At 50.6% G+C, this 24,240-nt stretch carries 13 protein-coding genes, 3 tRNA genes, 3 rRNA genes and 5 pseudogenes; 18 read left to right on the top strand and 6 right to left on the bottom strand.

Annotated elements, in window-relative coordinates:
• Positions 1-112 precede the first annotated feature (112 nt).
• The 11 genes and pseudogenes from bglB to rbsR form a co-directional block, all read left to right on the top strand.
• Positions 113-1,192 (top strand): annotated as a pseudogene (bglB, locus tag C1P89_RS19560) (6-phospho-beta-glucosidase BglB); the annotation flags it as partial.
• Positions 1,193-1,277: 85 nt separating this feature from the next.
• Positions 1,278-2,894 carry a carbohydrate-specific porin BglH gene (gene bglH, locus C1P89_RS19555; RefSeq protein WP_000489871.1) on the top strand — a complete coding sequence of 539 codons (1,617 nt, stop codon included), beginning with the start codon at positions 1,278-1,280 and terminating at the stop codon, positions 2,892-2,894.
• Between the two features lie 26 nt (positions 2,895-2,920).
• Positions 2,921-3,115: pseudogene (locus C1P89_RS19550) on the top strand (esterase family protein); the annotation flags it as partial.
• Positions 3,116-3,181: 66 nt separating this feature from the next.
• Complete coding sequence (locus tag C1P89_RS19545) at positions 3,182-4,528, top strand: IS4-like element IS4 family transposase (protein ID WP_000483769.1); 1,347 nt, start codon at positions 3,182-3,184, stop codon at positions 4,526-4,528.
• 158 nt (positions 4,529-4,686) lie between these two features.
• Positions 4,687-6,555: a low affinity potassium transporter Kup gene (gene kup, locus C1P89_RS19540; RefSeq protein WP_000102304.1), complete on the top strand. Its 1,869-nt coding sequence runs from the start codon at positions 4,687-4,689 to the stop codon at positions 6,553-6,555.
• A gap of 166 nt (positions 6,556-6,721) precedes the next feature.
• A complete protein-coding gene (gene rbsD, locus C1P89_RS19535; RefSeq protein WP_000715936.1) occupies positions 6,722-7,141 on the top strand; it encodes a D-ribose pyranase in 420 nt (139 codons plus the stop codon).
• A 7-nt stretch (positions 7,142-7,148) separates the two neighbouring features.
• Positions 7,149-8,654 (top strand): ribose ABC transporter ATP-binding protein RbsA, encoded by a 1,506-nt coding sequence (gene rbsA, locus C1P89_RS19530; RefSeq protein ID WP_000387744.1) that lies wholly within the window; start codon positions 7,149-7,151, stop codon positions 8,652-8,654.
• Between the two features lie 4 nt (positions 8,655-8,658).
• Positions 8,659-9,624, top strand: a complete 966-nt coding sequence (gene rbsC, locus C1P89_RS19525; RefSeq protein WP_000211858.1) for a ribose ABC transporter permease — start codon at positions 8,659-8,661, stop codon at positions 9,622-9,624.
• Between the two features lie 24 nt (positions 9,625-9,648).
• Positions 9,649-10,535, top strand: a pseudogene (rbsB, locus tag C1P89_RS19520) (ribose ABC transporter substrate-binding protein RbsB).
• Between the two features lie 125 nt (positions 10,536-10,660).
• Positions 10,661-11,590 (top strand): ribokinase, encoded by a 930-nt coding sequence (gene rbsK / locus C1P89_RS19515; protein WP_001300603.1) that lies wholly within the window; start codon positions 10,661-10,663, stop codon positions 11,588-11,590.
• A gap of 3 nt (positions 11,591-11,593) precedes the next feature.
• A pseudogene (gene rbsR, locus C1P89_RS19510) lies at positions 11,594-12,585 on the top strand (ribose operon transcriptional repressor RbsR).
• Here the strand turns inward: rbsR and mdtD are convergent.
• Both mdtD and C1P89_RS19500 read right to left on the bottom strand, forming a co-directional pair.
• The gene (gene mdtD / locus C1P89_RS19505) at positions 12,551-13,978 is read right to left on the bottom strand and encodes a multidrug transporter subunit MdtD (protein WP_001280841.1); all 1,428 of its coding nucleotides are present in this window, start codon (positions 13,976-13,978) and stop codon (positions 12,551-12,553) included. The pseudogene rbsR and the gene mdtD overlap by 35 nt on opposite strands.
• Before the next feature lie 22 nt (positions 13,979-14,000).
• On the bottom strand, positions 14,001-14,693 hold the full coding sequence (locus C1P89_RS19500) for a FadR/GntR family transcriptional regulator (RefSeq protein WP_001131172.1): 693 nt from the start codon (positions 14,691-14,693) through the stop codon (positions 14,001-14,003).
• A gap of 480 nt (positions 14,694-15,173) precedes the next feature.
• On the opposite strand from C1P89_RS19500, the gene C1P89_RS19495 reads away from it, so the two are divergent.
• From C1P89_RS19495 to C1P89_RS19470, 6 genes are all read left to right on the top strand, one after another.
• A 16S ribosomal RNA gene (locus tag C1P89_RS19495) occupies positions 15,174-16,715 on the top strand.
• A gap of 85 nt (positions 16,716-16,800) precedes the next feature.
• Positions 16,801-16,876 (top strand) — tRNA-Glu (locus C1P89_RS19490).
• Between the two features lie 193 nt (positions 16,877-17,069).
• Positions 17,070-19,973, top strand: a 23S ribosomal RNA gene (locus C1P89_RS19485).
• A 94-nt stretch (positions 19,974-20,067) separates the two neighbouring features.
• Positions 20,068-20,183, top strand: a 5S ribosomal RNA gene (rrf, locus tag C1P89_RS19480).
• Together the 16S, 23S and 5S rRNA genes with 3 tRNA genes alongside form the textbook arrangement of a ribosomal RNA operon.
• Positions 20,184-20,237: 54 nt before the next feature.
• Positions 20,238-20,314 (top strand) — tRNA-Asp (locus tag C1P89_RS19475).
• Between the two features lie 8 nt (positions 20,315-20,322).
• Positions 20,323-20,398 (top strand) — tRNA-Trp (locus tag C1P89_RS19470).
• 95 nt (positions 20,399-20,493) lie between these two features.
• On the opposite strand, the gene hdfR is transcribed toward C1P89_RS19470, so the two are convergent.
• Positions 20,494-21,333 (bottom strand): HTH-type transcriptional regulator HdfR, encoded by an 840-nt coding sequence (gene hdfR / locus C1P89_RS19465; RefSeq protein WP_000379245.1) that lies wholly within the window; start codon positions 21,331-21,333, stop codon positions 20,494-20,496.
• A gap of 118 nt (positions 21,334-21,451) precedes the next feature.
• Here hdfR and maoP point away from each other — a divergent pair, with 118 nt between their 5' ends.
• Complete coding sequence (maoP, locus tag C1P89_RS19460; RefSeq protein WP_000841001.1) at positions 21,452-21,790, top strand: macrodomain Ori organization protein MaoP; 339 nt, start codon at positions 21,452-21,454, stop codon at positions 21,788-21,790.
• A gap of 24 nt (positions 21,791-21,814) precedes the next feature.
• On the opposite strand, the pseudogene C1P89_RS19455 reads toward maoP, so the two are convergent.
• From C1P89_RS19455 to istA, 3 genes and pseudogenes are all read right to left on the bottom strand, one after another.
• Positions 21,815-22,204: pseudogene (locus tag C1P89_RS19455) on the bottom strand (magnesium chelatase subunit ChlI family protein); the annotation flags it as partial.
• Between the two features lie 60 nt (positions 22,205-22,264).
• The gene (gene istB / locus C1P89_RS19450) at positions 22,265-23,062 is read right to left on the bottom strand and encodes an IS21-like element IS21 family helper ATPase IstB (protein WP_000544828.1); all 798 of its coding nucleotides are present in this window, start codon (positions 23,060-23,062) and stop codon (positions 22,265-22,267) included.
• A complete protein-coding gene (gene istA, locus C1P89_RS19445) occupies positions 23,062-24,234 on the bottom strand; it encodes an IS21-like element IS21 family transposase (protein ID WP_000952382.1) in 1,173 nt (390 codons plus the stop codon). Before istA ends, istB begins: the two co-directional genes overlap by 1 nt.
• Between the last annotated feature and the right edge of the window lie 6 nt (positions 24,235-24,240).

Here is a 24,240-nt window from a genome sequence, read left to right as displayed (position 1 = left end):
GGAAATACCGGGGTGTAGCAACAGCTCACCCATGCGGCTCTGACAACGATGTTAACCCGCGTTAAATATCCCACGTTGGCCAGCATCTGTCTCACGGAAAGTCATACTGCCTTACGATCGGCTGTTTGATGAAATGGCGCAGGCGGGGATCAGGCCGCTGGTAACGTTATCCCATTACGAAATGCCATATGGGCTGGTGAAAAACTACGGCGGTTGGGCTAATCGGGCGGTCATCGATCACTTCGAGCATTACGCCCGCACGGTCTTTACCCGCTACCAACATAAAGTAGCGTTATGGCTGACGTTTAATGAAATCAATATGTCGTTACACGCGCCATTCACGGGCGTGGGGCTGGCAGAAGAGAGTGGCGAGGCGGAAGTTTATCAGGCGATCCATCATCAACTGGTTGCCAGTGCGCGGGCAGTTAAAGCCTGTCATAGCCTGATCCCCGAAGCGAAAATCGGCAATATGCTTCTCGGTGGGCTGGTTTACCCCCTCACCTGCCAGCCACAGGATATGTTGCAGGCCATGGAAGAGAACCGGCGCTGGATGTTCTTTGGTGATGTTCAGGCGCGTGGCCAGTATCCCGGCTATATGCAGCGTTTCTTCCGCGACCACAATATCACCATTGAGATGACTGAAAGTGACGCAGAAGATTTAAAACATACTGTAGATTTCATCTCTTTTAGTTATTACATGACTGGTTGTGTTTCCCACGACGAAAGCATTAATAAAAATGCGCAGGGCAACATACTGAATATGATCCCCAATCCGCATCTGAAAAGTTCAGAGTGGGGGTGGCAAATTGATCCGGTTGGATTACGGGTTCTGTTAAATACGCTTTGGGATCGTTATCAAAAACCGTTATTTATTGTCGAGAACGGATTAGGCGCAAAAGACAGCGTTGAAGCGGATGGTTCGATACAGGACGATTATCGAATTGCCTATTTAAACGATCACCTGGTACAGGTAAATGAAGCGATTGCCGATGGTGTGGATATTATGGAGTACACCAGTTGGGGGCCAATTGATTTAGTCAGTGCATCTCATTCACAAATGTCTAAGCGCTACGGCTTTATTTATGTGGATCGTGATGATAATGGCGAAGGAAGCCTCACAAGAACGCGTAAGAAAAGCTTCGGATGGTATGCAGAAGTGATCAAAACGCGGGGGCTGTCATTAAAAAAATAACCAATAAAGCACCTTAATTATCGTCGCATTCAGAACAGTCTGGATGCGATACGTTAATTCTTTCTTTGCACCATAAAGGGATATTATGTTTAGACGAAATCTTATTACCTCTGCCATCTTATTAATGGCACCGTTAGCCTTTTCTGCACAATCATTGGCTGAATCATTAACGGTGGAACAACGCCTTGAGTTATTAGAAAAAGCGTTAAGAGAAACGCAAAGCGAACTCAAAAAGTATAAAGATGAAGAGAAGAAAAAATATACGCCAGCGACGGTGAATCGTAGCGTAAGTACGAATGATCAAGGGTATGCCGCCAATCCGTTCCCGACCAGTAGTGCCGCAAAACCTGATGCTGTACTGGTCAAAAATGAAGAGAAAAATGCCAGTGAGACAGGTTCGATTTATTCTTCCATGACTCTGAAAGATTTCAGTAAGTTTGTGAAAGATGAAATTGGCTTTAGTTACAACGGCTATTACCGTTCTGGTTGGGGGACCGCCTCTCATGGTTCACCTAAATCATGGGCGATTGGTTCTCTGGGCCGCTTTGGTAACGAATACTCCGGCTGGTTTGATTTGCAGTTAAAACAACGTGTCTACAACGAAAACGGCAAACGGGTTGATGCCGTTGTGATGATGGATGGTAACGTTGGTCAGCAGTACTCTACCGGCTGGTTTGGCGATAACGCCGGTGGCGAGAACTTTATGCAGTTCTCCGATATGTACGTTACCACCAAAGGTTTCCTGCCCTTTGCGCCAGAGGCTGATTTCTGGGTGGGTAAACACGGTGCGCCGAAAATTGAAATCCAGATGCTGGACTGGAAAACGCAGCGTACTGATGCCGCAGCGGGTGTAGGTCTGGAAAACTGGAAAGTCGGTCCGGGTAAAATTGATATCGCGCTGGTTCGCGAAGATGTCGATGATTACGATCGCAGCCTGCAAAACAAACAGCAGATTAATACCAATACTATTGATTTACGCTATAAAGATATCCCGTTATGGGATAAAGCGACCTTAATGGTGAGTGGTCGTTATGTCACGGCAAACGAAAGCGCATCGGAAAAAGATAATCAGGATAATAACGGGTATTATGACTGGAAAGATACCTGGATGTTCGGCACATCTTTAACGCAGAAATTTGATAAAGGTGGCTTCAACGAATTCTCCTTCCTGGTTGCGAATAACTCTATCGCCAGTAACTTTGGCCGTTATGCTGGCGCAAGTCCATTTACCACCTTTAATGGTCGTTATTATGGTGATCACACCGGCGGAACAGCAGTTCGTCTGACCTCGCAGGGCGAAGCCTATATCGGCGATCATTTTATTGTGGCTAACGCGATTGTTTACTCCTTCGGTAACGATATTTATAGCTACGAAACAGGCGCACACTCTGATTTCGAATCTATTCGTGCGGTTGTTCGCCCGGCCTATATTTGGGACCAATATAACCAGACAGGTGTTGAACTGGGCTATTTCACCCAGCAAAACAAAGATGCGAATAGTAATAAATTTAATGAGTCTGGTTATAAAACCACGCTCTTCCATACCTTTAAAGTCAATACCAGTATGTTGACCTCGCGTCCGGAAATTCGTTTCTACGCCACGTATATCAAAGCTCTGGAAAACGAACTGGATGGCTTCACCTTTGAAGACAATAAAGACGACCAGTTTGCTGTCGGTGCGCAGGCTGAAATCTGGTGGTAATGGAACTTAATGAAAGGAATATTACGATGAATATAAAAATTGCTGCTTTAACGCTGGCTATTGCCAGCGGTATTTCTGCTCAGTGGGCCATAGCAGCGGATATGCCAGCCAGCCCGGCACCCACTATTCCGGTTAAACAGTATGTGACTCAGGTCAATGCCGATAACAGCGTGACCTTTCGCTACTTTGCCCCTGGGGCAAAAAACGTCTCCTTAGTGGTGTAATGCCGATCAGTTAAGGATCAGTTGACCGATCCAGTGGCTGTGTAAGAATCCGGAAACGCTCACTTGTTTCCGGATTTTTTTATGCACATTGGACAGGCTCTTGATCTGGTATCCCGTTACGATTCTCTGCGTAACCCACTGACTTCTCTGGGGGATTACCTCGACCCCGAACTCATCTCTCGTTGCCTTGCCGAATCAGGTACTGTAACGCTACGCAAGCGCCGTCTTCCCCTCGAAATGATGGTCTGGTGTATTGTTGGCATGGCGCTTGAGCGTAAAGAACCTCTTCACCAGATTGTGAATCGCCTGGACATCATGCTGCCGGGCAATCGCCCCTTCGTTGCCCCCAGTGCCGTTATTCAGGCCCGCCAGCGCCTGGGAAGTGAGGCTGTCCGCCGCGTGTTCACGAAAACAGCGCAGCTCTGGCATAACGCCACGCCGCATCCGCACTGGTGCGGCCTGACCCTGCTGGCCATCGATGGTGTGTTCTGGCGCACACCGGATACACCAGAGAACGATGCAGCCTTCCCCCGCCAGACACATGCCGGGAACCCGGCGCTCTACCCGCAGGTCAAAATGGTCTGCCAGATGGAACTGACCAGCCATCTGCTGACGGCTGCAGCCTTCGGCACGATGAAGAACAGCGAAAATGAGCTTGCTGAGCAACTTATAGAACAAACCGGCGATAACACTCTGACGTTAATGGATAAAGGTTATTACTCACTGGGACTGTTAAATGCCTGGAGCCTGGCGGGAGAACACCGCCACTGGATGATACCTCTCAGAAAGGGAGCGCAATATGAAGAGCTCAGAAAACTGGGTAAAGGCGATCATCTGGTGAAGCTGAAAACCAGCCCGCAGGCACGAAAAAAGTGGCCGGGACTGGGAAATGAAGTGACAGCCCGCCTGCTGACCGTGACGCGCAAAGGAAAAGTCTGCCATCTGCTGACGTCGATGACGGACGCCATGCGCTTCCCCGGAGGAGAAATGGCGGATCTGTACAGTCATCGCTGGGAAATCGAACTGGGATACAGGGAGATAAAACAGACGATGCAACTGAGCAGGCTGACGCTGAGAAGTAAAAAGCCGGAGCTTGTGGAGCAAGAGCTGTGGGGTGTCTTACTGGCTTATAATCTGGTGAGATATCAGATGATTAAAATGGCGGAACATCTGAAAGGTTACTGGCCGAATCAACTGAGTTTCTCAGAATCATGCGGAATGGTGATGAGAATGCTGATGACATTGCAGGGCGCTTCACCGGGACGTATACCGGAGCTGATGCGCGATCTTGCAAGTATGGGACAACTTGTGAAATTACCGACGAGAAGGGAAAGGGCCTTCCCGAGAGTGGTAAAGGAGAGGCCCTGGAAATACCCCACAGCCCCGAAAAAGAGCCAGTCAGTTGCTTAACTGACTGGCATTACTCAAAGGGGGGGTATTTTTCTTTGAGCCAGGTTAATGTGGCCGCATTTAGGAGTACGATTTTGCCGTTAATCGTGCATACTGTGCGCTTTTTTGTGGGCCAAGGGACTAAGCACACATTTCATATTTCAACGAAAGACTAGTCTATGAGCACTGATAATAAGCAATCATTGCCCGCGATTACCCTCGCGGCGATTGGAGTTGTCTACGGCGATATTGGTACCAGCCCGTTATATACACTTCGTGAATGTTTGTCCGGCCAGTTTGGTTTTGGCGTTGAACGCGATGCCGTGTTTGGCTTTTTATCGCTGATCTTCTGGCTGCTAATCTTTGTGGTTTCCATTAAATATCTCACCTTCGTGATGCGGGCAGATAACGCCGGTGAGGGGGGGATCCTGACGTTGATGTCGCTTGCCGGGCGTAATACGTCGGCGCGAACCACATCAATGCTGGTGATTATGGGGCTAATCGGCGGCAGCTTTTTCTATGGTGAAGTCGTCATAACACCCGCTATTTCGGTGATGTCAGCCATTGAAGGTCTGGAAATCGTCGCCCCGCAGCTGGATACCTGGATAGTTCCCCTCTCAATTATCGTTCTCACTTTATTATTTATGATTCAAAAGCATGGCACGGCTATGGTCGGTAAGCTGTTTGCGCCGATCATGCTGACCTGGTTTTTGATTCTGGCAGGACTGGGGTTACGTAGCATTATTGCTAACCCGGAAGTGCTGCATGCGCTGAATCCGATGTGGGCGATGCATTTCTTCCTTGAATACAAAACGGTTTCTTTTATTGCATTAGGGGCAGTGGTGTTGTCGATTACGGGGGTCGAGGCGCTGTATGCTGATATGGGGCACTTTGGTAAGTTCCCTATTCGCCTGGCGTGGTTCACCGTCGTATTACCTTCCTTGACCCTTAATTACTTCGGTCAGGGAGCGCTGTTGTTAAAGAACCCGGAAGCGATTAAGAACCCGTTCTTCCTGTTGGCACCGGACTGGGCGCTGATCCCGCTGCTGATCATCGCCGCACTGGCGACGGTAATTGCCTCGCAGGCGGTTATCTCTGGCGTCTTCTCATTGACGCGTCAGGCGGTACGTCTGGGATATTTGTCGCCGATGCGCATTATTCACACCTCCGAAATGGAGTCAGGGCAAATCTATATTCCGTTTGTGAACTGGATGCTCTATGTCGCGGTCGTGATTGTGATTGTCAGCTTTGAGCACTCCAGCAACCTGGCGGCGGCGTACGGGATTGCGGTGACCGGAACCATGGTGCTGACGTCTATTCTCTCGACTACCGTGGCACGTCAGAACTGGCACTGGAATAAGTATTTTGTTGCGCTGATCCTGATTGCTTTCCTTTGTGTCGATATTCCATTGTTCACCGCTAACCTCGATAAACTGCTCTCCGGCGGCTGGTTGCCATTGAGCCTCGGTACTGTGATGTTTATCGTGATGACCACCTGGAAGAGCGAGCGTTTCCGCTTGCTGCGGCGGATGCATGAACATGGTAACTCTCTGGAAGCGATGATTGCTTCGCTGGAGAAATCACCGCCTGTTCGCGTGCCCGGGACCGCGGTGTATATGTCGCGTGCAATCAACGTCATTCCCTTTGCGCTGATGCATAACCTTAAACATAACAAGGTATTGCATGAGAGGGTGATTCTGTTAACTCTGCGCACCGAAGACGCGCCATATGTCCATAACGTCCGTCGGGTACAGATTGAACAACTGTCGCCCACTTTCTGGCGCGTGGTGGCAAGTTATGGTTGGCGAGAAACGCCAAACGTGGAAGAAGTTTTCCACCGCTGCGGTCTGGAAGGATTAAGTTGCCGGATGATGGAAACCTCCTTCTTTATGTCGCATGAGTCGTTGATCCTCGGCAAACGCCCGTGGTATTTGCGTCTGCGCGGCAAGCTGTACTTGCTGCTGCAACGTAATGCGCTGCGTGCACCAGATCAATTTGAAATCCCGCCAAACAGGGTTATCGAACTGGGTACTCAGGTCGAAATCTAACGCTAGACGCCTCCTTTCTCCATAAGGGGGCGTTTTTGTTTTCATGGTTAATCACCATGTAAAACGTTTCGAGGTTGATCACATTTCCGTAACGTCACGATGGTTTTCCCAACTCAGTCAGGATTAAACTGTGGGTCAGCGAAACGTTTCGCTGATGGAGAAAAAAATGAAAAAAGGCACCGTTCTTAATTCTGATATTTCATCGGTGATCTCCCGTCTGGGACATACCGATACGCTGGTGGTGTGTGATGCTGGTTTACCCATCCCCAAAAGTACAACGCGTATCGATATGGCATTAACCCAGGGTGTACCTTCTTTTATGCAGGTGCTGGGCGTCGTCACAAATGAAATGCAGGTCGAGGCTGCCATTATCGCGGAAGAGATCAAACAACATAATCCGCAACTCCACGAAACGTTGCTCACTCACCTTGAGCAGCTGCAAAAACACCAGGGAAATACCATTGAAATTCGTTACACCACGCATGAACAATTCAAACAACAAACCGCAGAAAGTCAGGCGGTAATTCGCAGCGGAGAATGTTCTCCGTATGCGAATATCATTCTCTGTGCTGGCGTGACGTTCTGAGGCCGTCATGGAAGCATTACTTCAGCTTAAAGGCATCGATAAAGCCTTCCCGGGCGTAAAAGCCCTCTCGGGCGCTGCGTTAAATGTCTATCCGGGCCGCGTGATAGCGCTGGTGGGCGAAAACGGCGCGGGTAAATCCACCATGATGAAAGTGCTTACTGGTATCTATACTCGCGATGCCGGCACGCTTTTATGGCTGGGGAAAGAAACGACATTTACCGGGCCGAAATCTTCCCAGGAAGCCGGGATTGGGATTATCCATCAGGAACTGAACCTGATCCCGCAGTTGACCATTGCCGAAAACATTTTCCTCGGTCGTGAGTTTGTTAATCGCTTTGGCAAAATTGACTGGAAAACCATGTATGCCGAAGCGGATAAATTGCTGGCTAAACTTAACCTGTGCTTTAAAAGCGACAAGCTGGTGGGCGATCTTTCCATCGGTGACCAGCAAATGGTTGAAATCGCCAAAGTGCTGAGCTTTGAGTCGAAAGTCATCATTATGGATGAACCGACCGATGCGCTGACCGATACCGAAACCGAATCCCTGTTCCGCGTCATCCGCGAGCTGAAATCGCAAGGCCGCGGTATTGTCTATATCTCCCACCGCATGAAAGAAATCTTCGAGATTTGCGATGACGTTACCGTTTTTCGTGACGGGCAATTTATTGCTGAGCGCGAAGTGGCATCACTGACCGAAGATTCGCTGATTGAGATGATGGTGGGCCGCAAGCTGGAAGATCAATATCCACACCTGGACAAAGCGCCGGGAGATATCCGCCTGAAAGTCGATAATCTCTGCGGACCTGGCGTTAACGATGTCTCTTTTACTTTACGCAAAGGCGAAATTCTTGGCGTCTCTGGTTTGATGGGCGCAGGTCGTACCGAACTGATGAAAGTGCTCTACGGCGCACAGCCGCGCACCAGCGGTTACGTCACCCTGGATGGGCATGAAGTCGTTACCCGTTCACCGCAGGATGGCCTGGCAAACGGCATTGTGTATATCTCCGAAGACCGTAAACGTGACGGTTTAGTGTTGGGCATGTCAGTAAAAGAGAACATGTCGCTGACAGCGCTGCGCTACTTCAGCCGCGCTGGCGGCAGTTTGAAGCATGCCGATGAACAGCAGGCAGTGAGTGATTTCATTCGTCTGTTTAATGTGAAAACACCGTCGATGGAACAGGCAATTGGTCTGCTTTCCGGTGGCAATCAGCAAAAAGTGGCGATTGCCCGCGGTCTGATGACACGCCCCAAAGTGTTGATCCTTGATGAACCTACCCGTGGCGTAGATGTCGGCGCGAAAAAAGAGATCTATCAACTGATTAACCAGTTCAAAGCCGATGGCTTGAGCATCATTCTGGTGTCATCGGAGATGCCAGAAGTATTAGGCATGAGCGATCGCATCATCGTCATGCATGAAGGGCATCTCAGCGGGGAATTTACTCGTGAGCAGGCCACCCAGGAAGTGTTAATGGCTGCCGCTGTGGGCAAGCTTAATCGCGTGAATCAGGAGTAAAAAAATGACAACCCAGACTGTCTCTGGTCGCCGTTATTTCACGAAAGCGTGGCTGATGGAGCAGAAATCGCTTATCGCTCTGCTGGTGCTGATCGCGATTGTCTCGACGTTAAGCCCGAACTTTTTCACCATCAATAACTTATTCAATATTCTCCAGCAAACCTCGGTGAACGCCATTATGGCGGTCGGGATGACGCTGGTGATCCTGACGTCGGGCATCGACTTGTCTGTAGGTTCTCTGTTGGCGCTAACCGGCGCAGTTGCTGCATCTATCGTCGGCATTGAAGTCAATGCGCTGGTGGCTGTCGCTGCTGCTCTCGCGTTAGGTGCCGCAATTGGTGCGGTAACCGGGGTGATTGTAGCGAAAGGTCGCGTTCAGGCGTTTATCGCTACGCTGGTTATGATGCTTTTACTGCGCGGCGTGACCATGGTTTATACCAACGGTAGCCCAGTGAATACCGGCTTTACTGAGAACGCCGATCTGTTTGGCTGGTTTGGTATTGGTCGTCCGCTGGGCGTACCGACGCCAGTCTGGATCATGGGGATTGTCTTCCTCGCGGCCTGGTACATGCTGCATCACACGCGTCTGGGGCGTTACATCTACGCGCTGGGCGGCAACGAAGCGGCAACGCGTCTTTCTGGTATCAACGTCAATAAAATCAAAATCATCGTCTATTCTCTTTGTGGTCTGCTGGCATCGCTGGCCGGGATCATTGAAGTGGCGCGTCTCTCCTCCGCACAACCCACGGCGGGGACTGGCTATGAGCTGGATGCTATTGCTGCGGTGGTTCTGGGCGGTACGAGTCTGGCGGGCGGAAAAGGTCGCATTGTTGGGACGTTGATCGGCGCATTAATTCTTGGCTTCCTTAATAATGGATTGAATTTGTTAGGTGTTTCCTCCTATTACCAGATGATCGTCAAAGCGGTGGTGATTTTGCTGGCGGTGCTGGTAGACAACAAAAAGCAGTAATAACGACTACAGGACATCTTGAATATGAACATGAAAAAACTGGCTACCCTGGTTTCCGCTGTTGCGCTAAGCGCCACCGTCAGTGCGAATGCGATGGCAAAAGACACCATCGCGCTGGTGGTCTCCACGCTTAACAACCCGTTCTTTGTATCGCTGAAAGATGGCGCGCAGAAAGAGGCGGATAAGCTTGGCTATAACCTGGTGGTGCTGGACTCCCAGAACAACCCGGCGAAAGAGCTGGCGAACGTGCAGGACTTAACCGTTCGCGGCACCAAAATTCTGCTGATTAACCCGACCGACTCCGACGCAGTAGGTAATGCTGTGAAGATGGCTAACCAGGCGAACATCCCGGTTATCACTCTTGACCGCCAGGCAACGAAAAGTGAAGTGGTGAGCCACATTGCTTCTGATAACGTACTGGGTGGCAAAATCGCCGGTGATTACATCGCGAAGAAAGCGGGTGAAGGTGCCAAAGTTATCGAGCTGCAAGGCATTGCTGGTACATCCGCAGCCCGTGAACGTGGCGAAGGCTTCCAGCAGGCCGTTGCTGCTCACAAGTTTAATGTTCTTGCCAGCCAGCAGATTTTGATCGCACTAAAGGTTTGAACGTAATGCAGAACCTGTTGACCGCTCATCCGGATGTTCAGGCTGTATTCGCGCAGAATGATGAAATGGCGCTGGGCGCGCTGCGCGCACTGCAAACTGCCGGTAAATCGGATGTGATGGTCGTCGGATTTGACGGTACACCGGATGGCGAAAAAGCGGTGAATGATGGCAAACTAGCAGCGACTATCGCTCAGCTACCCGATCAGATTGGCGCGAAAGGCGTCGAAACCGCAGATAAAGTGCTGAAAGGCGAGAAAGTTCAGGCTAAGTATCCGGTTGATCTGAAACTGGTTGTTAAGCAGTAGTTTTAATCAGGTTGTATGACCTGATGGTGACATAAATACGTCATCGACAGATGAACGTGTAATATAAAGAAAAGCAGGGCACGCGCCACCCTAACACGGTGGCGCATTTTATGGACATCCCGAATATGCAAAACGCAGGCAGCCTCGTTGTTCTTGGCAGCATTAATGCTGACCACATTCTTAATCTTCAATCTTTTCCTACTCCAGGCGAAACCGTAACCGGTAACCACTATCAGGTTGCATTTGGCGGCAAAGGCGCGAATCAGGCTGTGGCTGCTGGGCGTAGCGGTGCGAATATCGCGTTTATTGCCTGTACGGGTGATGACAGCATTGGTGAGAGCGTTCGCCAGCAGCTCGCCACTGATAACATTGATATTACTCCGGTCAGCGTGATCAAAGGCGAATCAACAGGTGTGGCGCTGATTTTTGTTAATGGTGAAGGTGAGAATGTCATCGGTATTCATGCCGGCGCTAATGCTGCCCTTTCCCCGGCGCTGGTGGAAGCGCAACGTGAGCGTATTGCCAACGCGTCAGCATTATTAATGCAGCTGGAATCACCACTCGAAAGTGTGATGGCAGCGGCGAAAATCGCCCATCAAAATAAGACTATCGTTGCGCTTAACCCGGCTCCGGCTCGCGAACTTCCTGACGAACTGCTGGCGCTGGTGGACATTATTACGCCAAACGAAACGGAAGCAGAAAAGCTCACCGGTATTCGTGTTGAAAATGATGAAGATGCAGCGAAGGCGGCGCAGGTACTGCATGAAAAAGGTATCCGTACTGTACTGATTACTTTAGGAAGTCGTGGTGTATGGGCTAGCGTGAATGGTGAAGGTCAGCGCGTTCCTGGATTCCGGGTGCAGGCTGTCGATACCATTGCTGCCGGAGATACCTTTAACGGCGCGTTAATCACGGCGTTGCTGGAAGAAAAACCATTGCCAGAGGCGATTCGGTTTGCCCATGCTGCCGCTGCGATTGCCGTAACACGTAAAGGCGCACAACCTTCCGTACCGTGGCGTGAAGAGATCGACGCATTTTTAGACAGGCAGAGGTGACGCTTGGCTACAATGAAAGATGTTGCCCGCCTGGCGGGCGTTTCTACCTCAACAGTTTCTCACGTTATCAATAAAGATCGCTTCGTCAGTGAAGCGATTACCGCCAAAGTTGAAGCGGCGATTAAAGAACTCAATTACGCGCCATCAGCCCTGGCGCGTAGCCTCAAACTCAATCAAACACATACCATTGGCATGTTGATCACTGCCAGTACCAATCCTTTCTATTCAGAACTGGTGCGTGGCGTTGAACGCAGCTGCTTCGAACGCGGTTATAGTCTCGTCCTTTGCAATACCGAAGGCGATGAACAGCGGATGAATCGCAATCTGGAAACGCTGATGCAAAAACGCGTTGATGGCTTGCTGTTACTGTGCACCGAAACGCATCAACCTTCGCGTGAAATCATGCAACGTTATCCGACAGTGCCTACTGTGATGATGGACTGGGCTCCGTTCGATGGCGACAGCGATCTTATTCAGGATAACTCGTTGTTGGGCGGAGACTTAGCAACGCAATATCTGATCGATAAAGGTCATACCCGTATCGCCTGTATTACCGGTCCGCTGGATAAAACTCCGGCGCGCCTGCGGTTGGAAGGTTATCGGGCGGCGATGAAACGTGCGGGTCTCAACATTCCTGATGGCTATGAAGTCACTGGTGATTTTGAATTTAACGGCGGGTTTGACGCCATGCGCCAACTGTTATCACATCCGCTGCGTCCTCAGGCCGTCTTTACCGGAAATGACGCTATGGCTGTTGGCGTTTACCAGGCGTTATATCAGGCAGAGTTACAGGTTCCGCAGGATATCGCGGTGATTGGCTATGACGATATCGAACTGGCAAGCTTTATGACGCCACCATTAACCACTATCCACCAACCGAAAGATGAACTGGGGAGCTGGCGATTGATGTACTCATCCATCGGATAACCCAGCCGACCCTTCAGCAACAACGATTACAACTTACTCCGATTCTGATGGAACGCGGTTCGGCTTAGATTTACGCTGTCTTTTGATCAAATTATTACCATCGGTTGTTTTCAGAAGCATGAACATTGCTGCTGAAGCAACAGTAATAATGCCCATCGTGATAAACGTATAGTGGAATTGTTCGACAGTCGTTGTGCCTTCCATCCCTTCATAAACGCGAAGGACGGCCGCACTTACAGCAACGCCTAAACTAATCGACAGTTGCTGCGTGACCGCCAGAACACTGTTACCGCTGCTGGCGTTGTCATCGGTCAGATCGGCAAGTGTGATGGTATTCATCGCGGTAAATTGCGTCGACATAGCCATCCCTAATATAAACAACGGCAAGATCAGCATCCATATCGCCATTGCCGGTGATTGCAAAGAGAACTGAGCGATCATTAGCCCAATAATCACCGTGATCCCCACTAACGTATGGCGATAGCCCAGACGACGTAAGACTTGGGTAACCATCGATTTTGCAATAATGGAACCTAACGCTGTCGGTGCCATCATACAGCCGGCAATAAACGCCTGATAACCAAATCCTACCTGTAACATCAATGGCATAAGGAACGATACACAACCGGTCCCCAGACGGGTTGCAATATTGCCTACGATACCGATTGAGAAAGTGCGGGTTTTAAATAAATCTAATGAAATTAATGGGTTTGGCGTGTGTCGCGCATGGAGAATATAGAGAAGCAGTAACCCGATGCTGGTGACAATTACCGTCAAGGCAATCCAGCTGGCGACAATCTTTTCCCCGAATAGCTCTATTCCGCTTGAGAAGAGAACAAGGCTGAGGCCAAACAGCAAAAAGCCAGTGATATCGAATCTGCGTCGTGCGGTGGTGAAATTGGGCATATGTTTGCGCGCGTAAAGAAGGCCCGCAATACCTATGGGGATATTGATTAAAAATATCCAGTGCCAGGTTGCCCAGGTGACCAGCACGCCGCCAAGAACGGGGCCTAAAATTGGCCCCACCAGACCCGGCATGGCGACAAAATTCAATACTGGAAGAAGTTCATTACGAGGATAAGCGCGCAGTAAGGCCAGCCGAGCAACAGGCATCATCATTGCGCCGCCTATCCCCTGAATAACCCGGAAGACAACCAGCTGTGGTAGCGAATTAGAAAGTGCGCAGGCCAGAGAACCCAATGTGAACAGACTCACGGCAAGGGTAAAAATGCGACGCGTACCGAAGCGATCGGCTAGCCATCCGCTTACCGGAATAAGCATCGCCACCGTCAGCGTATAACTGATGATGGCTGATTGCATCGCGAGAGGAGAACGATTAAGGCTATGAGCGATTGCGGGTAAGGCGGTATTCAGAATAGTGGCATCAAGTGCCTGCATGAAGAAGGCCATCGCCGCGATCCACGGCAAACCCGCCATACTGCGCTTCTTTTTATCGCTCATTCAATGTCTTGTTATCGGGTTGTCACTTATCAGGTGAGCGTAGCAGCGCCTGACAAGCTTTAAATGCCGCGTCGCCATCGCTTTGGACAATCGCATCGACAATCGCCTGGTGCAGATTTAGCTTTATCACTGTGTCGCTGGTAATTGACGTGAAGTAAGTGTGATAAACCGAATGGAATAGCGAGGCGAATGAGGTCAAAAACGGATTGGCGCTCATTTCATAGATATGCTCATGCCAGGCCATATCGACTTCGATCCAGCGTTCACGGCGAAAGTTCTCTTTTAATGCCGCCATTTCGGCCATTAACGTATTGAGATGCGCCTTCTGTTCCGCGGTGCCAACCGTTGCTGCCAGTAGGCAGGCTTGCGGCTCCAGACAGATACGCATAACCAGAAAGTGATCGATGACCTGATGAAAGTTCTCTTCTGTCATCCACCAGGTAAGCAATTCCTGATCAAGAAAATTCCAGTTCGATTGTGGCATGACCCGAGTACCAATTCGCGGTCGCGGTAAAACCATCCCTTTTGCCGTTAACGTTTTGACCGCTTCGCGTACCGCTGTACGACTCACTCCAAATTGCTCGCCCAGCTCAATCTCACCAGGCAAAATGGTGCCGGGTTCATATTCACCTTTTAAGATCCGTTGCGCCAGCTTCTCAGCCAGAACATACGAAAGGTTTTTCTGTGCAGCTAACTGTTGTGCGCTTAAAGGCATTACTTATCTTCCTTTTTCTTTTTATTCCTCCTTAGTATGCCACCAGGAAGTGTGATTACGGTTGCAAAAACGGCAAATTGCTTGTTTTATGGTACATTAACGGGGCTTTTGCTGAAAAAATGCGCGGTCAGAAAATTATTTTAAATTTCCTCTTGTCAGGCCGGAATAACTCCCTATAATGCGCCACCACTGACACGGAACAACGGCAAACACGCCGCCGGGTCAGCGGGGTTCTCCTGAGAATCTCAACAGAGAAAGCAAAAATAAATGCTTGACTCTGTGGCGGGAAAGCGTATTATGCACACCCCGCGCCGCTGAGAAAAAGCGAAGCGGCACTGCTCTTTAACAATTTATCAGACAATCTGTGTGGGCACTCGAAGATACGGATTCTTAACGTCGCAAGACGAAAAATGAATACCAAGTCTCAAGAGTGAACACGTAATTCATTACGAAGTTTAATTCTTTGAGCATCAAACTTTTAAATTGAAGAGTTTGATCATGGCTCAGATTGAACGCTGGCGGCAGGCCTAACACATGCAAGTCGAACGGTAACAGGAAACAGCTTGCTGTTTCGCTGACGAGTGGCGGACGGGTGAGTAATGTCTGGGAAACTGCCTGATGGAGGGGGATAACTACTGGAAACGGTAGCTAATACCGCATAACGTCGCAAGACCAAAGAGGGGGACCTTCGGGCCTCTTGCCATCGGATGTGCCCAGATGGGATTAGCTAGTAGGTGGGGTAACGGCTCACCTAGGCGACGATCCCTAGCTGGTCTGAGAGGATGACCAGCCACACTGGAACTGAGACACGGTCCAGACTCCTACGGGAGGCAGCAGTGGGGAATATTGCACAATGGGCGCAAGCCTGATGCAGCCATGCCGCGTGTATGAAGAAGGCCTTCGGGTTGTAAAGTACTTTCAGCGGGGAGGAAGGGAGTAAAGTTAATACCTTTGCTCATTGACGTTACCCGCAGAAGAAGCACCGGCTAACTCCGTGCCAGCAGCCGCGGTAATACGGAGGGTGCAAGCGTTAATCGGAATTACTGGGCGTAAAGCGCACGCAGGCGGTTTGTTAAGTCAGATGTGAAATCCCCGGGCTCAACCTGGGAACTGCATCTGATACTGGCAAGCTTGAGTCTCGTAGAGGGGGGTAGAATTCCAGGTGTAGCGGTGAAATGCGTAGAGATCTGGAGGAATATCGGTGGCGAAGGCGGCCCCCTGGACGAAGACTGACGCTCAGGTGCGAAAGCGTGGGGAGCAAACAGGATTAGATACCCTGGTAGTCCACGCCGTAAACGATGTCGACTTGGAGGTTGTGCCCTTGAGGCGTGGCTTCCGGAGCTAACGCGTTAAGTCGACCGCCTGGGGAGTACGGCCGCAAGGTTAAAACTCAAATGAATTGACGGGGGCCCGCACAAGCGGTGGAGCATGTGGTTTAATTCGATGCAACGCGAAGAACCTTACCTGGTCTTGACATCCACGGAAGTTTTCAGAGATGAGAATGTGCCTTCGGGAACCGTGAGACAGGTGCTGCATGGCTGTCGTCAGCTCGTGTTGTGAAATGTTGGGTTAAGTCCCGCAACGAGCGCAACCCTTATCCTTTGTTGCCAGCGGTCCGGCCGGGAACTCAAAGGAGACTGCCAGTGATAAACTGGAGGAAGGTGGGGATGACGTCAAGTCATCATGGCCCTTACGACCAGGGCTACACACGTGCTACAATGGCGCATACAAAGAGAAGCGACCTCGCGAGAGCAAGCGGACCTCATAAAGTGCGTCGTAGTCCGGATTGGAGTCTGCAACTCGACTCCATGAAGTCGGAATCGCTAGTAATCGTGGATCAGAATGCCACGGTGAATACGTTCCCGGGCCTTGTACACACCGCCCGTCACACCATGGGAGTGGGTTGCAAAAGAAGTAGGTAGCTTAACCTTCGGGAGGGCGCTTACCACTTTGTGATTCATGACTGGGGTGAAGTCGTAACAAGGTAACCGTAGGGGAACCTGCGGTTGGATCACCTCCTTACCTTAAAGAAGCGTACTTTGCAGTGCTCACACAGATTGTCTGATAGAAAGTGAAAAGCAAGGCGTCTTGCGAAGCAGACTGATACGTCCCCTTCGTCTAGAGGCCCAGGACACCGCCCTTTCACGGCGGTAACAGGGGTTCGAATCCCCTAGGGGACGCCACTTGCTGGTTTGTGAGTGAAAGTCACCTGCCTTAATATCTCAAAACTCATCTTCGGGTGATGTTTGAGATATTTGCTCTTTAAAAATCTGGATCAAGCTGAAAATTGAAACACTGAACAACGAAAGTTGTTCGTGAGTCTCTCGAATTTTCGCAACACGATGATGAATCGAAAGAAACATCTTCGGGTTGTGAGGTTAAGCGACTAAGCGTACACGGTGGATGCCCTGGCAGTCAGAGGCGATGAAGGACGTGCTAATCTGCGATAAGCGTCGGTAAGGTGATATGAACCGTTATAACCGGCGATTTCCGAATGGGGAAACCCAGTGTGTTTCGACACACTATCATTAACTGAATCCATAGGTTAATGAGGCGAACCGGGGGAACTGAAACATCTAAGTACCCCGAGGAAAAGAAATCAACCGAGATTCCCCCAGTAGCGGCGAGCGAACGGGGAGGAGCCCAGAGCCTGAATCAGTGTGTGTGTTAGTGGAAGCGTCTGGAAAGGCGCGCGATACAGGGTGACAGCCCCGTACACAAAAATACACATATTGTGAGCTCGATGAGTAGGGCGGGACACGTGGTATCCTGTCTGAATATGGGGGGACCATCCTCCAAGGCTAAATACTCCTGACTGACCGATAGTGAACCAGTACCGTGAGGGAAAGGCGAAAAGAACCCCGGCGAGGGGAGTGAAAAAGAACCTGAAACCGTGTACGTACAAGCAGTGGGAGCACGCTTAGGCGTGTGACTGCGTACCTTTTGTATAATGGGTCAGCGACTTATATTCTGTAGCAAGGTTAACCGAATAGGGGAGCCGAAGGGAAACCGAGTCTTAACTGGGCGTTAAGTTGCAGGGTATAGACCCGAAACCCGGTGATCTAGCCATGGGCAGGTTGAAGGTTGGGTAACACTAACTGGAGGACCGAACCGACTAATGTTGAAAAATTAGCGGATGACTTGTGGCTGGGGGTGAAAGGCCAATCAAACCGGGAGATAGCTGGTTCTCCCCGAAAGCTATTTAGGTAGCGCCTCGTGAATTCATCTCCGGGGGTAGAGCACTGTTTCGGCAAGGGGGTCATCCCGACTTACCAACCCGATGCAAACTGCGAATACCGGAGAATGTTATCACGGGAGACACACGGCGGGTGCTAACGTCCGTCGTGAAGAGGGAAACAACCCAGACCGCCAGCTAAGGTCCCAAAGTCATGGTTAAGTGGGAAACGATGTGGGAAGGCCCAGACAGCCAGGATGTTGGCTTAGAAGCAGCCATCATTTAAAGAAAGCGTAATAGCTCACTGGTCGAGTCGGCCTGCGCGGAAGATGTAACGGGGCTAAACCATGCACCGAAGCTGCGGCAGCGACGCTTATGCGTTGTTGGGTAGGGGAGCGTTCTGTAAGCCTGCGAAGGTGTGCTGTGAGGCATGCTGGAGGTATCAGAAGTGCGAATGCTGACATAAGTAACGATAAAGCGGGTGAAAAGCCCGCTCGCCGGAAGACCAAGGGTTCCTGTCCAACGTTAATCGGGGCAGGGTGAGTCGACCCCTAAGACGAGGCCGAAAGGCGTAGTCGATGGGAAACAGGTTAATATTCCTGTACTTGGTGTTACTGCGAAGGGGGGACGGAGAAGGCTATGTTGGCCGGGCGACGGTTGTCCCGGTTTAAGCGTGTAGGCTGGTTTTCCAGGCAAATCCGGAAAATCAAGGCTGAGGCGTGATGACGAGGCACTACGGTGCTGAAGCAACAAATGCCCTGCTTCCAGGAAAAGCCTCTAAGCATCAGGTAACATCAAATCGTACCCCAAACCGACACAGGTGGTCAGGTAGAGAATACCAAGGCGCTTGAGAGAACTCGGGTGAAGGAACTAGGCAAAATGGTGCCGTAACTTCGGGAGAAGGCACGCTGATATGTAGGTGAAGTCCCTTGCGGATGGAGCTGAAATCAGTCGAAGATACCAGCTGGCTGCAACTGTTTATTAAAAACACAGCACTGTGCAAACACGAAAGTGGACGTATACGGTGTGACGCCTGCCCGGTGCCGGAAGGTTAATTGATGGGGTCAGCGCAAGCGAAGCTCTTGATCGAAGCCCCGGTAAACGGCGGCCGTAACTATAACGGTCCTAAGGTAGCGAAATTCCTTGTCGGGTAAGTTCCGACCTGCACGAATGGCGTAATGATGGCCAGGCTGTCTCCACCCGAGACTCAGTGAAATTGAACTCGCTGTGAAGATGCAGTGTACCCGCGGCAAGACGGAAAGACCCCGTGAACCTTTACTATAGCTTGACACTGAACATTGAGCCTTGATGTGTAGGATAGGTGGGAGGCTTTGAAGTGTGGACGCCAGTCTGCATGGAGCCGGCCTTGAAATACCACCCTTTAATGTTTGATGTTCTAACGTGGACCCGTGATCCGGGTTGCGGACAGTGTCTGGTGGGTAGTTTGACTGGGGCGGTCTCCTCCTAAAGAGTAACGGAGGAGCACGAAGGTTGGCTAATCCTGGTCGGACATCAGGAGGTTAGTGCAATGGCATAAGCCAGCTTGACTGCGAGCGTGACGGCGCGAGCAGGTGCGAAAGCAGGTCATAGTGATCCGGTGGTTCTGAATGGAAGGGCCATCGCTCAACGGATAAAAGGTACTCCGGGGATAACAGGCTGATACCGCCCAAGAGTTCATATCGACGGCGGTGTTTGGCACCTCGATGTCGGCTCATCACATCCTGGGGCTGAAGTAGGTCCCAAGGGTATGGCTGTTCGCCATTTAAAGTGGTACGCGAGCTGGGTTTAGAACGTCGTGAGACAGTTCGGTCCCTATCTGCCGTGGGCGCTGGAGAACTGAGGGGGGCTGCTCCTAGTACGAGAGGACCGGAGTGGACGCATCACTGGTGTTCGGGTTGTCATGCCAATGGCACTGCCCGGTAGCTAAATGCGGAAGAGATAAGTGCTGAAAGCATCTAAGCACGAAACTTGCCCCGAGATGAGTTCTCCCTGACCCTTTAAGGGTCCTGAAGGAACGTTGAAGACGACGACGTTGATAGGCCGGGTGTGTAAGCGCAGCGATGCGTTGAGCTAACCGGTACTAATGAACCGTGAGGCTTAACCTTACAACGCCGAAGGTGTTTTGGCGGATGAGAGAAGATTTTCAGCCTGATACAGATTAAATCAGAACGCAGAAGCGGTCTGATAAAACAGAATTTGCCTGGCGGCCGTAGCGCGGTGGTCCCACCTGACCCCATGCCGAACTCAGAAGTGAAACGCCGTAGCGCCGATGGTAGTGTGGGGTCTCCCCATGCGAGAGTAGGGAACTGCCAGGCATCAAATTAAGCAGTAAGCCGGTCATAAAACCGGTGGTTGTAAAAGAATTCGGTGGAGCGGTAGTTCAGTCGGTTAGAATACCTGCCTGTCACGCAGGGGGTCGCGGGTTCGAGTCCCGTCCGTTCCGCCACCCTAATTAGGGGCGTAGTTCAATTGGTAGAGCACCGGTCTCCAAAACCGGGTGTTGGGAGTTCGAGTCTCTCCGCCCCTGCCAGAAATCATCCTTAGCGAAAGCTAAGGATTTTTTTTATCTGAAATAATCCTCTCCGAAGTAAATCCTTCTACCGGCATCCTTGCCAGCCATTCAGATTAATACACTTCATCCAGCACGTTAATTTTCAAAAGATCGCGAATCAACGCATTTTTATCGCTATTTTGCAGCCATATGGCATAAAGCGGCCGTGAAAGTGTTGTGCTATCGACAACGGTATGCAGGCCGCCTTTTTTACGCGCCCAGCTAACGGGTAGCCAGGTGCAACCATTAAGCATCGCAATCTGTTGCTGTGCCAGTTCAGCAGAACTGGTTGTCAGAATGGGAACTTCGTCAGCACCGATCAAACCTGCCTCATGCTGTTGAAAATCTGGCCCCCACTCCAGTCGCAGATAGTTAAGATCTCCCTTTAGTTTAGAAGGGGCACTGGTATAAAGCGCTAAAGTGAAATACCCCAGCAACTGACTACTAAATTCGTCCATTTTGGGCGCTTCAGTGGTAATAAGAAGATCAAGCTGGCGTTCATGCAGCTGTTTTACCAGAGACTGCCGTTGGGCAATTCGCGCTTCGAACTGTAAGCCTGTATGGGCATCCTGATTTTGATACAAGCGTCCCAACCACTGATTAAGCATACATTCCCACAACGAGGCGCTGGCACCGATAGAAAACTCGTTATGTCGTGAGGTATGCGCCACCTCCTTGCGGGCGGCCTGCCAGGTGCTCATGAGCGTTTCTGCATAAGGCAGTAGTTTTTCACCGGCAGCGGTTAAACGGATATTGTTTCTGTGGCGGGTGAAAAGGTTCACACCCAGTTGATTTTCCAGTTGCCTGATTCGAAAGCTCACTGCTGACTGGGTCAGATAGAGCGATTCAGCCGCTCGACCAAAGTGACGCGTTCGGCTAACTTCCAGGAAAGTTTTTAACAATTCCGTATCCACAGTGCTCTCCGCAAAATTATTTGTCGTTATGATTTAAATGTTTTGTTTTACACTCTGTCAAGCGTAACTAATACTCCGCGCCATAACTAGCTCGGTCAAAGAATTAGGAGCGTGCAGGATGGCGGAAAGCTTTACGACGACTAATCGATATTTCGACAATAAACATTATCCACGTGGATTCTCTCGTCATGGTGATTTCACCATCAAAGAGGCACAACTGCTTGAGCGTCATGGTTATGCCTTCAATGAGTTGGATCTTGGCAAACGCGAGCCGGTTACCGAGGAAGAGAAACTCTTCGTAGCAGTATGCCGTGGCGAACGTGAGCCAGTGACAGAAGCAGAACGCGTGTGGTCCAAGTATATGACGCGTATTAAGCGTCCAAAACGTTTTCACACCCTTTCCGGCGGTAAACCGCAGGTTGAAGGTGCTGAAGACTACACCGATTCTGATGATTAATAAAAAGGGCGAAATGCCCTTTTTTTATGTCAGTAGTTTTTGCAGATGGATGAGCAAACGGTCAATCGCACGATAGCTAACTGCCTCCTGCAAATGCTGACGTGTGATAATGTCAGACTGATCAATATCAGCAATGGTTCGTGCAACTTTCAATAACCGCTGCCAGGCACGAATCGATAACCCCAGATGGATCAGTGTTCCTTCCAACCACATCGCATCTTCGCTCTCAAGTTTGCAGAATTGGCGTATTTCCGGACTATCCAGCCAGGCATTCAGTTTATTCTGCCGCTTAAATTGGCGCTCTCTGGCGGCCATTACGCGTTGTTTAACGGTGGCGCTGCTTTCTCCCGGCACTACCGTTTTACTCAAAATGCCGGGGGGTGGTAATGGGATCTCCAGTGAGAGATCGAAGCGGTGTCAACGCCACGATGTTTGACCGTTATTTGCCATTTTCATGCCCGCTAAATACTTTCGTTACTGATGCTGTCCGCTTTCCACCATTTCATCATCACTGATTGGCGTTGTGTTTTTGGTCAGCACTCCAGCTTTACGTTTCTCTTTTAACCGGTAACTCTCTCCTTTGATATTCAGCGTGGTTGAGTGATGTAGCAGCCGATCCAGGATCGCTGTTGCCAGTACGTGATCTCCGAACATTTCTCCCCAGTCTGCGAACCCTTTGTTTGACGTCAGTATGATGCTCGCTTTTTCATATCGACGGTTCAGTAGCCGGAAGAACAGACTGGCTTCCTCTCTGTTCATCGGCAGATAGCCTATTTCATCCAGGATCAACACCCGGGCATAACTCAGTTGCTGTAGCTGACGCTCCAGCCGGTTTTCCTGTTTCGCTTTCATCAGTGTCGCGATCAGTCTGTCCAGTGGCATAAACAGTACCCGATGTCCCGCATCCACCGCTTTCACGCCAAGAGCTATGGCCAGATGAGTTTTTCCGACACCAGGAGGGCCCAGCAGGATCACGTTTTCGCTGCGCTCCACGAACGCCAGACCAGCCAGTTCCCGGACAACCTTACGGTCGATGCCCGGCTGGAAGGTAAAGTCGAACTGCTCCAGCGTTTTGACCCACGGCAGACGAGCCTGCTTCAGCCTGGACTCCATACCGCGCTGATGCCTGCCGTTCCATTCCTGCTGTAGCGCCATGCACAGGAACTCCCGGTAGTTCAGCTCTTTTTTAGCTGCCTGTTCCAGCAGGCTTTCAACGTGATAACTCAGATGCTCCATTTTCAGGCGACTCAGCAGGACTTCCAGTTCATGCATCACAACAGCTCCTCATAGGCACTCAGTGGTCGATGTTCCACCTGACTGACCTGCTGCCAGAGCGGGGCGTGATGCTCCGGCACTGTCTGCCAGCCAGACGATGCTGAACAGAGGCGATGTGAGGCCACCAGTTTCTCATTACTGTAGATCCGCAACTCGTCATCCAGCGATATTCGTATCGATACCGGCTGACCACACAGCGCTTCGGGAACGCTGTAACGATTACCACCAACCTCGATATAGCTGTCCCAGGACACATGGCGGATATCGAAGTAACTGGTATCGAAGTCTGTATCCGGTAACGGCTGCAGATGTTCCTGCTCCAGCGCGAAGCGCTGTTCCGGCGTTTCTTTGAACTGGCGAAGCTCCCGTTTGTCAGCCACATCGGCTATCCATTGCTCCAGTTGTTGATTGACATGAGTGAAGCTGTCGAACCTGCGGTACCGGACGAAGAAGTTCTCCTTGAGGTATTTCACCATCCGCTCAACCTTACCTTTTGTTCTGGCCCTGCGTGGACGGCATGCCCGTGGCAGGAAGTTATAGTGGTCAGCCAGCAACAGGAATCCGGAGTTGAACACGACTTTCCCGTTGTTATTCTTCAGCACCGCAGCCTTCTGGTTATCAACCAGCACCGTTTTCACACAACCACCGAAGTAGCGGAAGGCGCGAACCAGTGATTCGTAGGTATGCTCAGCATCCTGTTTTGGTGCGGCGAAGACATGGAAGCTGCGGGAGAACCCCAGCGTATTAACCGCAAAGTTAACTTTGCACCGTTGCCCGGCAACCTCCACCTCAACTTCGCCCCAGTCATGCTGGAGCTGGTATCCAGGCTGAGTTTCGAAGCGAACTGTTCTTTTTGACGGACGCATTTTACGTTTGGGCTGGATGTAGTAACGCAGCATGGAACGTCCGCCCGTATAACCCATTGCCTTAATCTCCGCGAAGATAACCTCGCTATTCCAGACATTCTCTGCCAGGCGCATGTCGATGTAATCCATAAACGGTTTCAGCTTAACCATTTTGTGGCGGGTCTTTCTGGCTGGCGGTTCAGGGTATTTGAGGTAGCGTCTGACCGTCCGTTCAGAGCAACCAATCTGAGTCGCAATATCGACGATGTACGCGCCCTGCTGGCGCATTTGCTTTATCATGTAAAAGTCCTCTCTGCTCAGCATGTTGAT

It is taken from the genome of Shigella sonnei (assembly GCF_002950395.1).
Classification (GTDB): domain Bacteria; phylum Pseudomonadota; class Gammaproteobacteria; order Enterobacterales; family Enterobacteriaceae; genus ECMA0423.
This window is presented reverse-complemented; position numbering and strand designations above follow the sequence as displayed.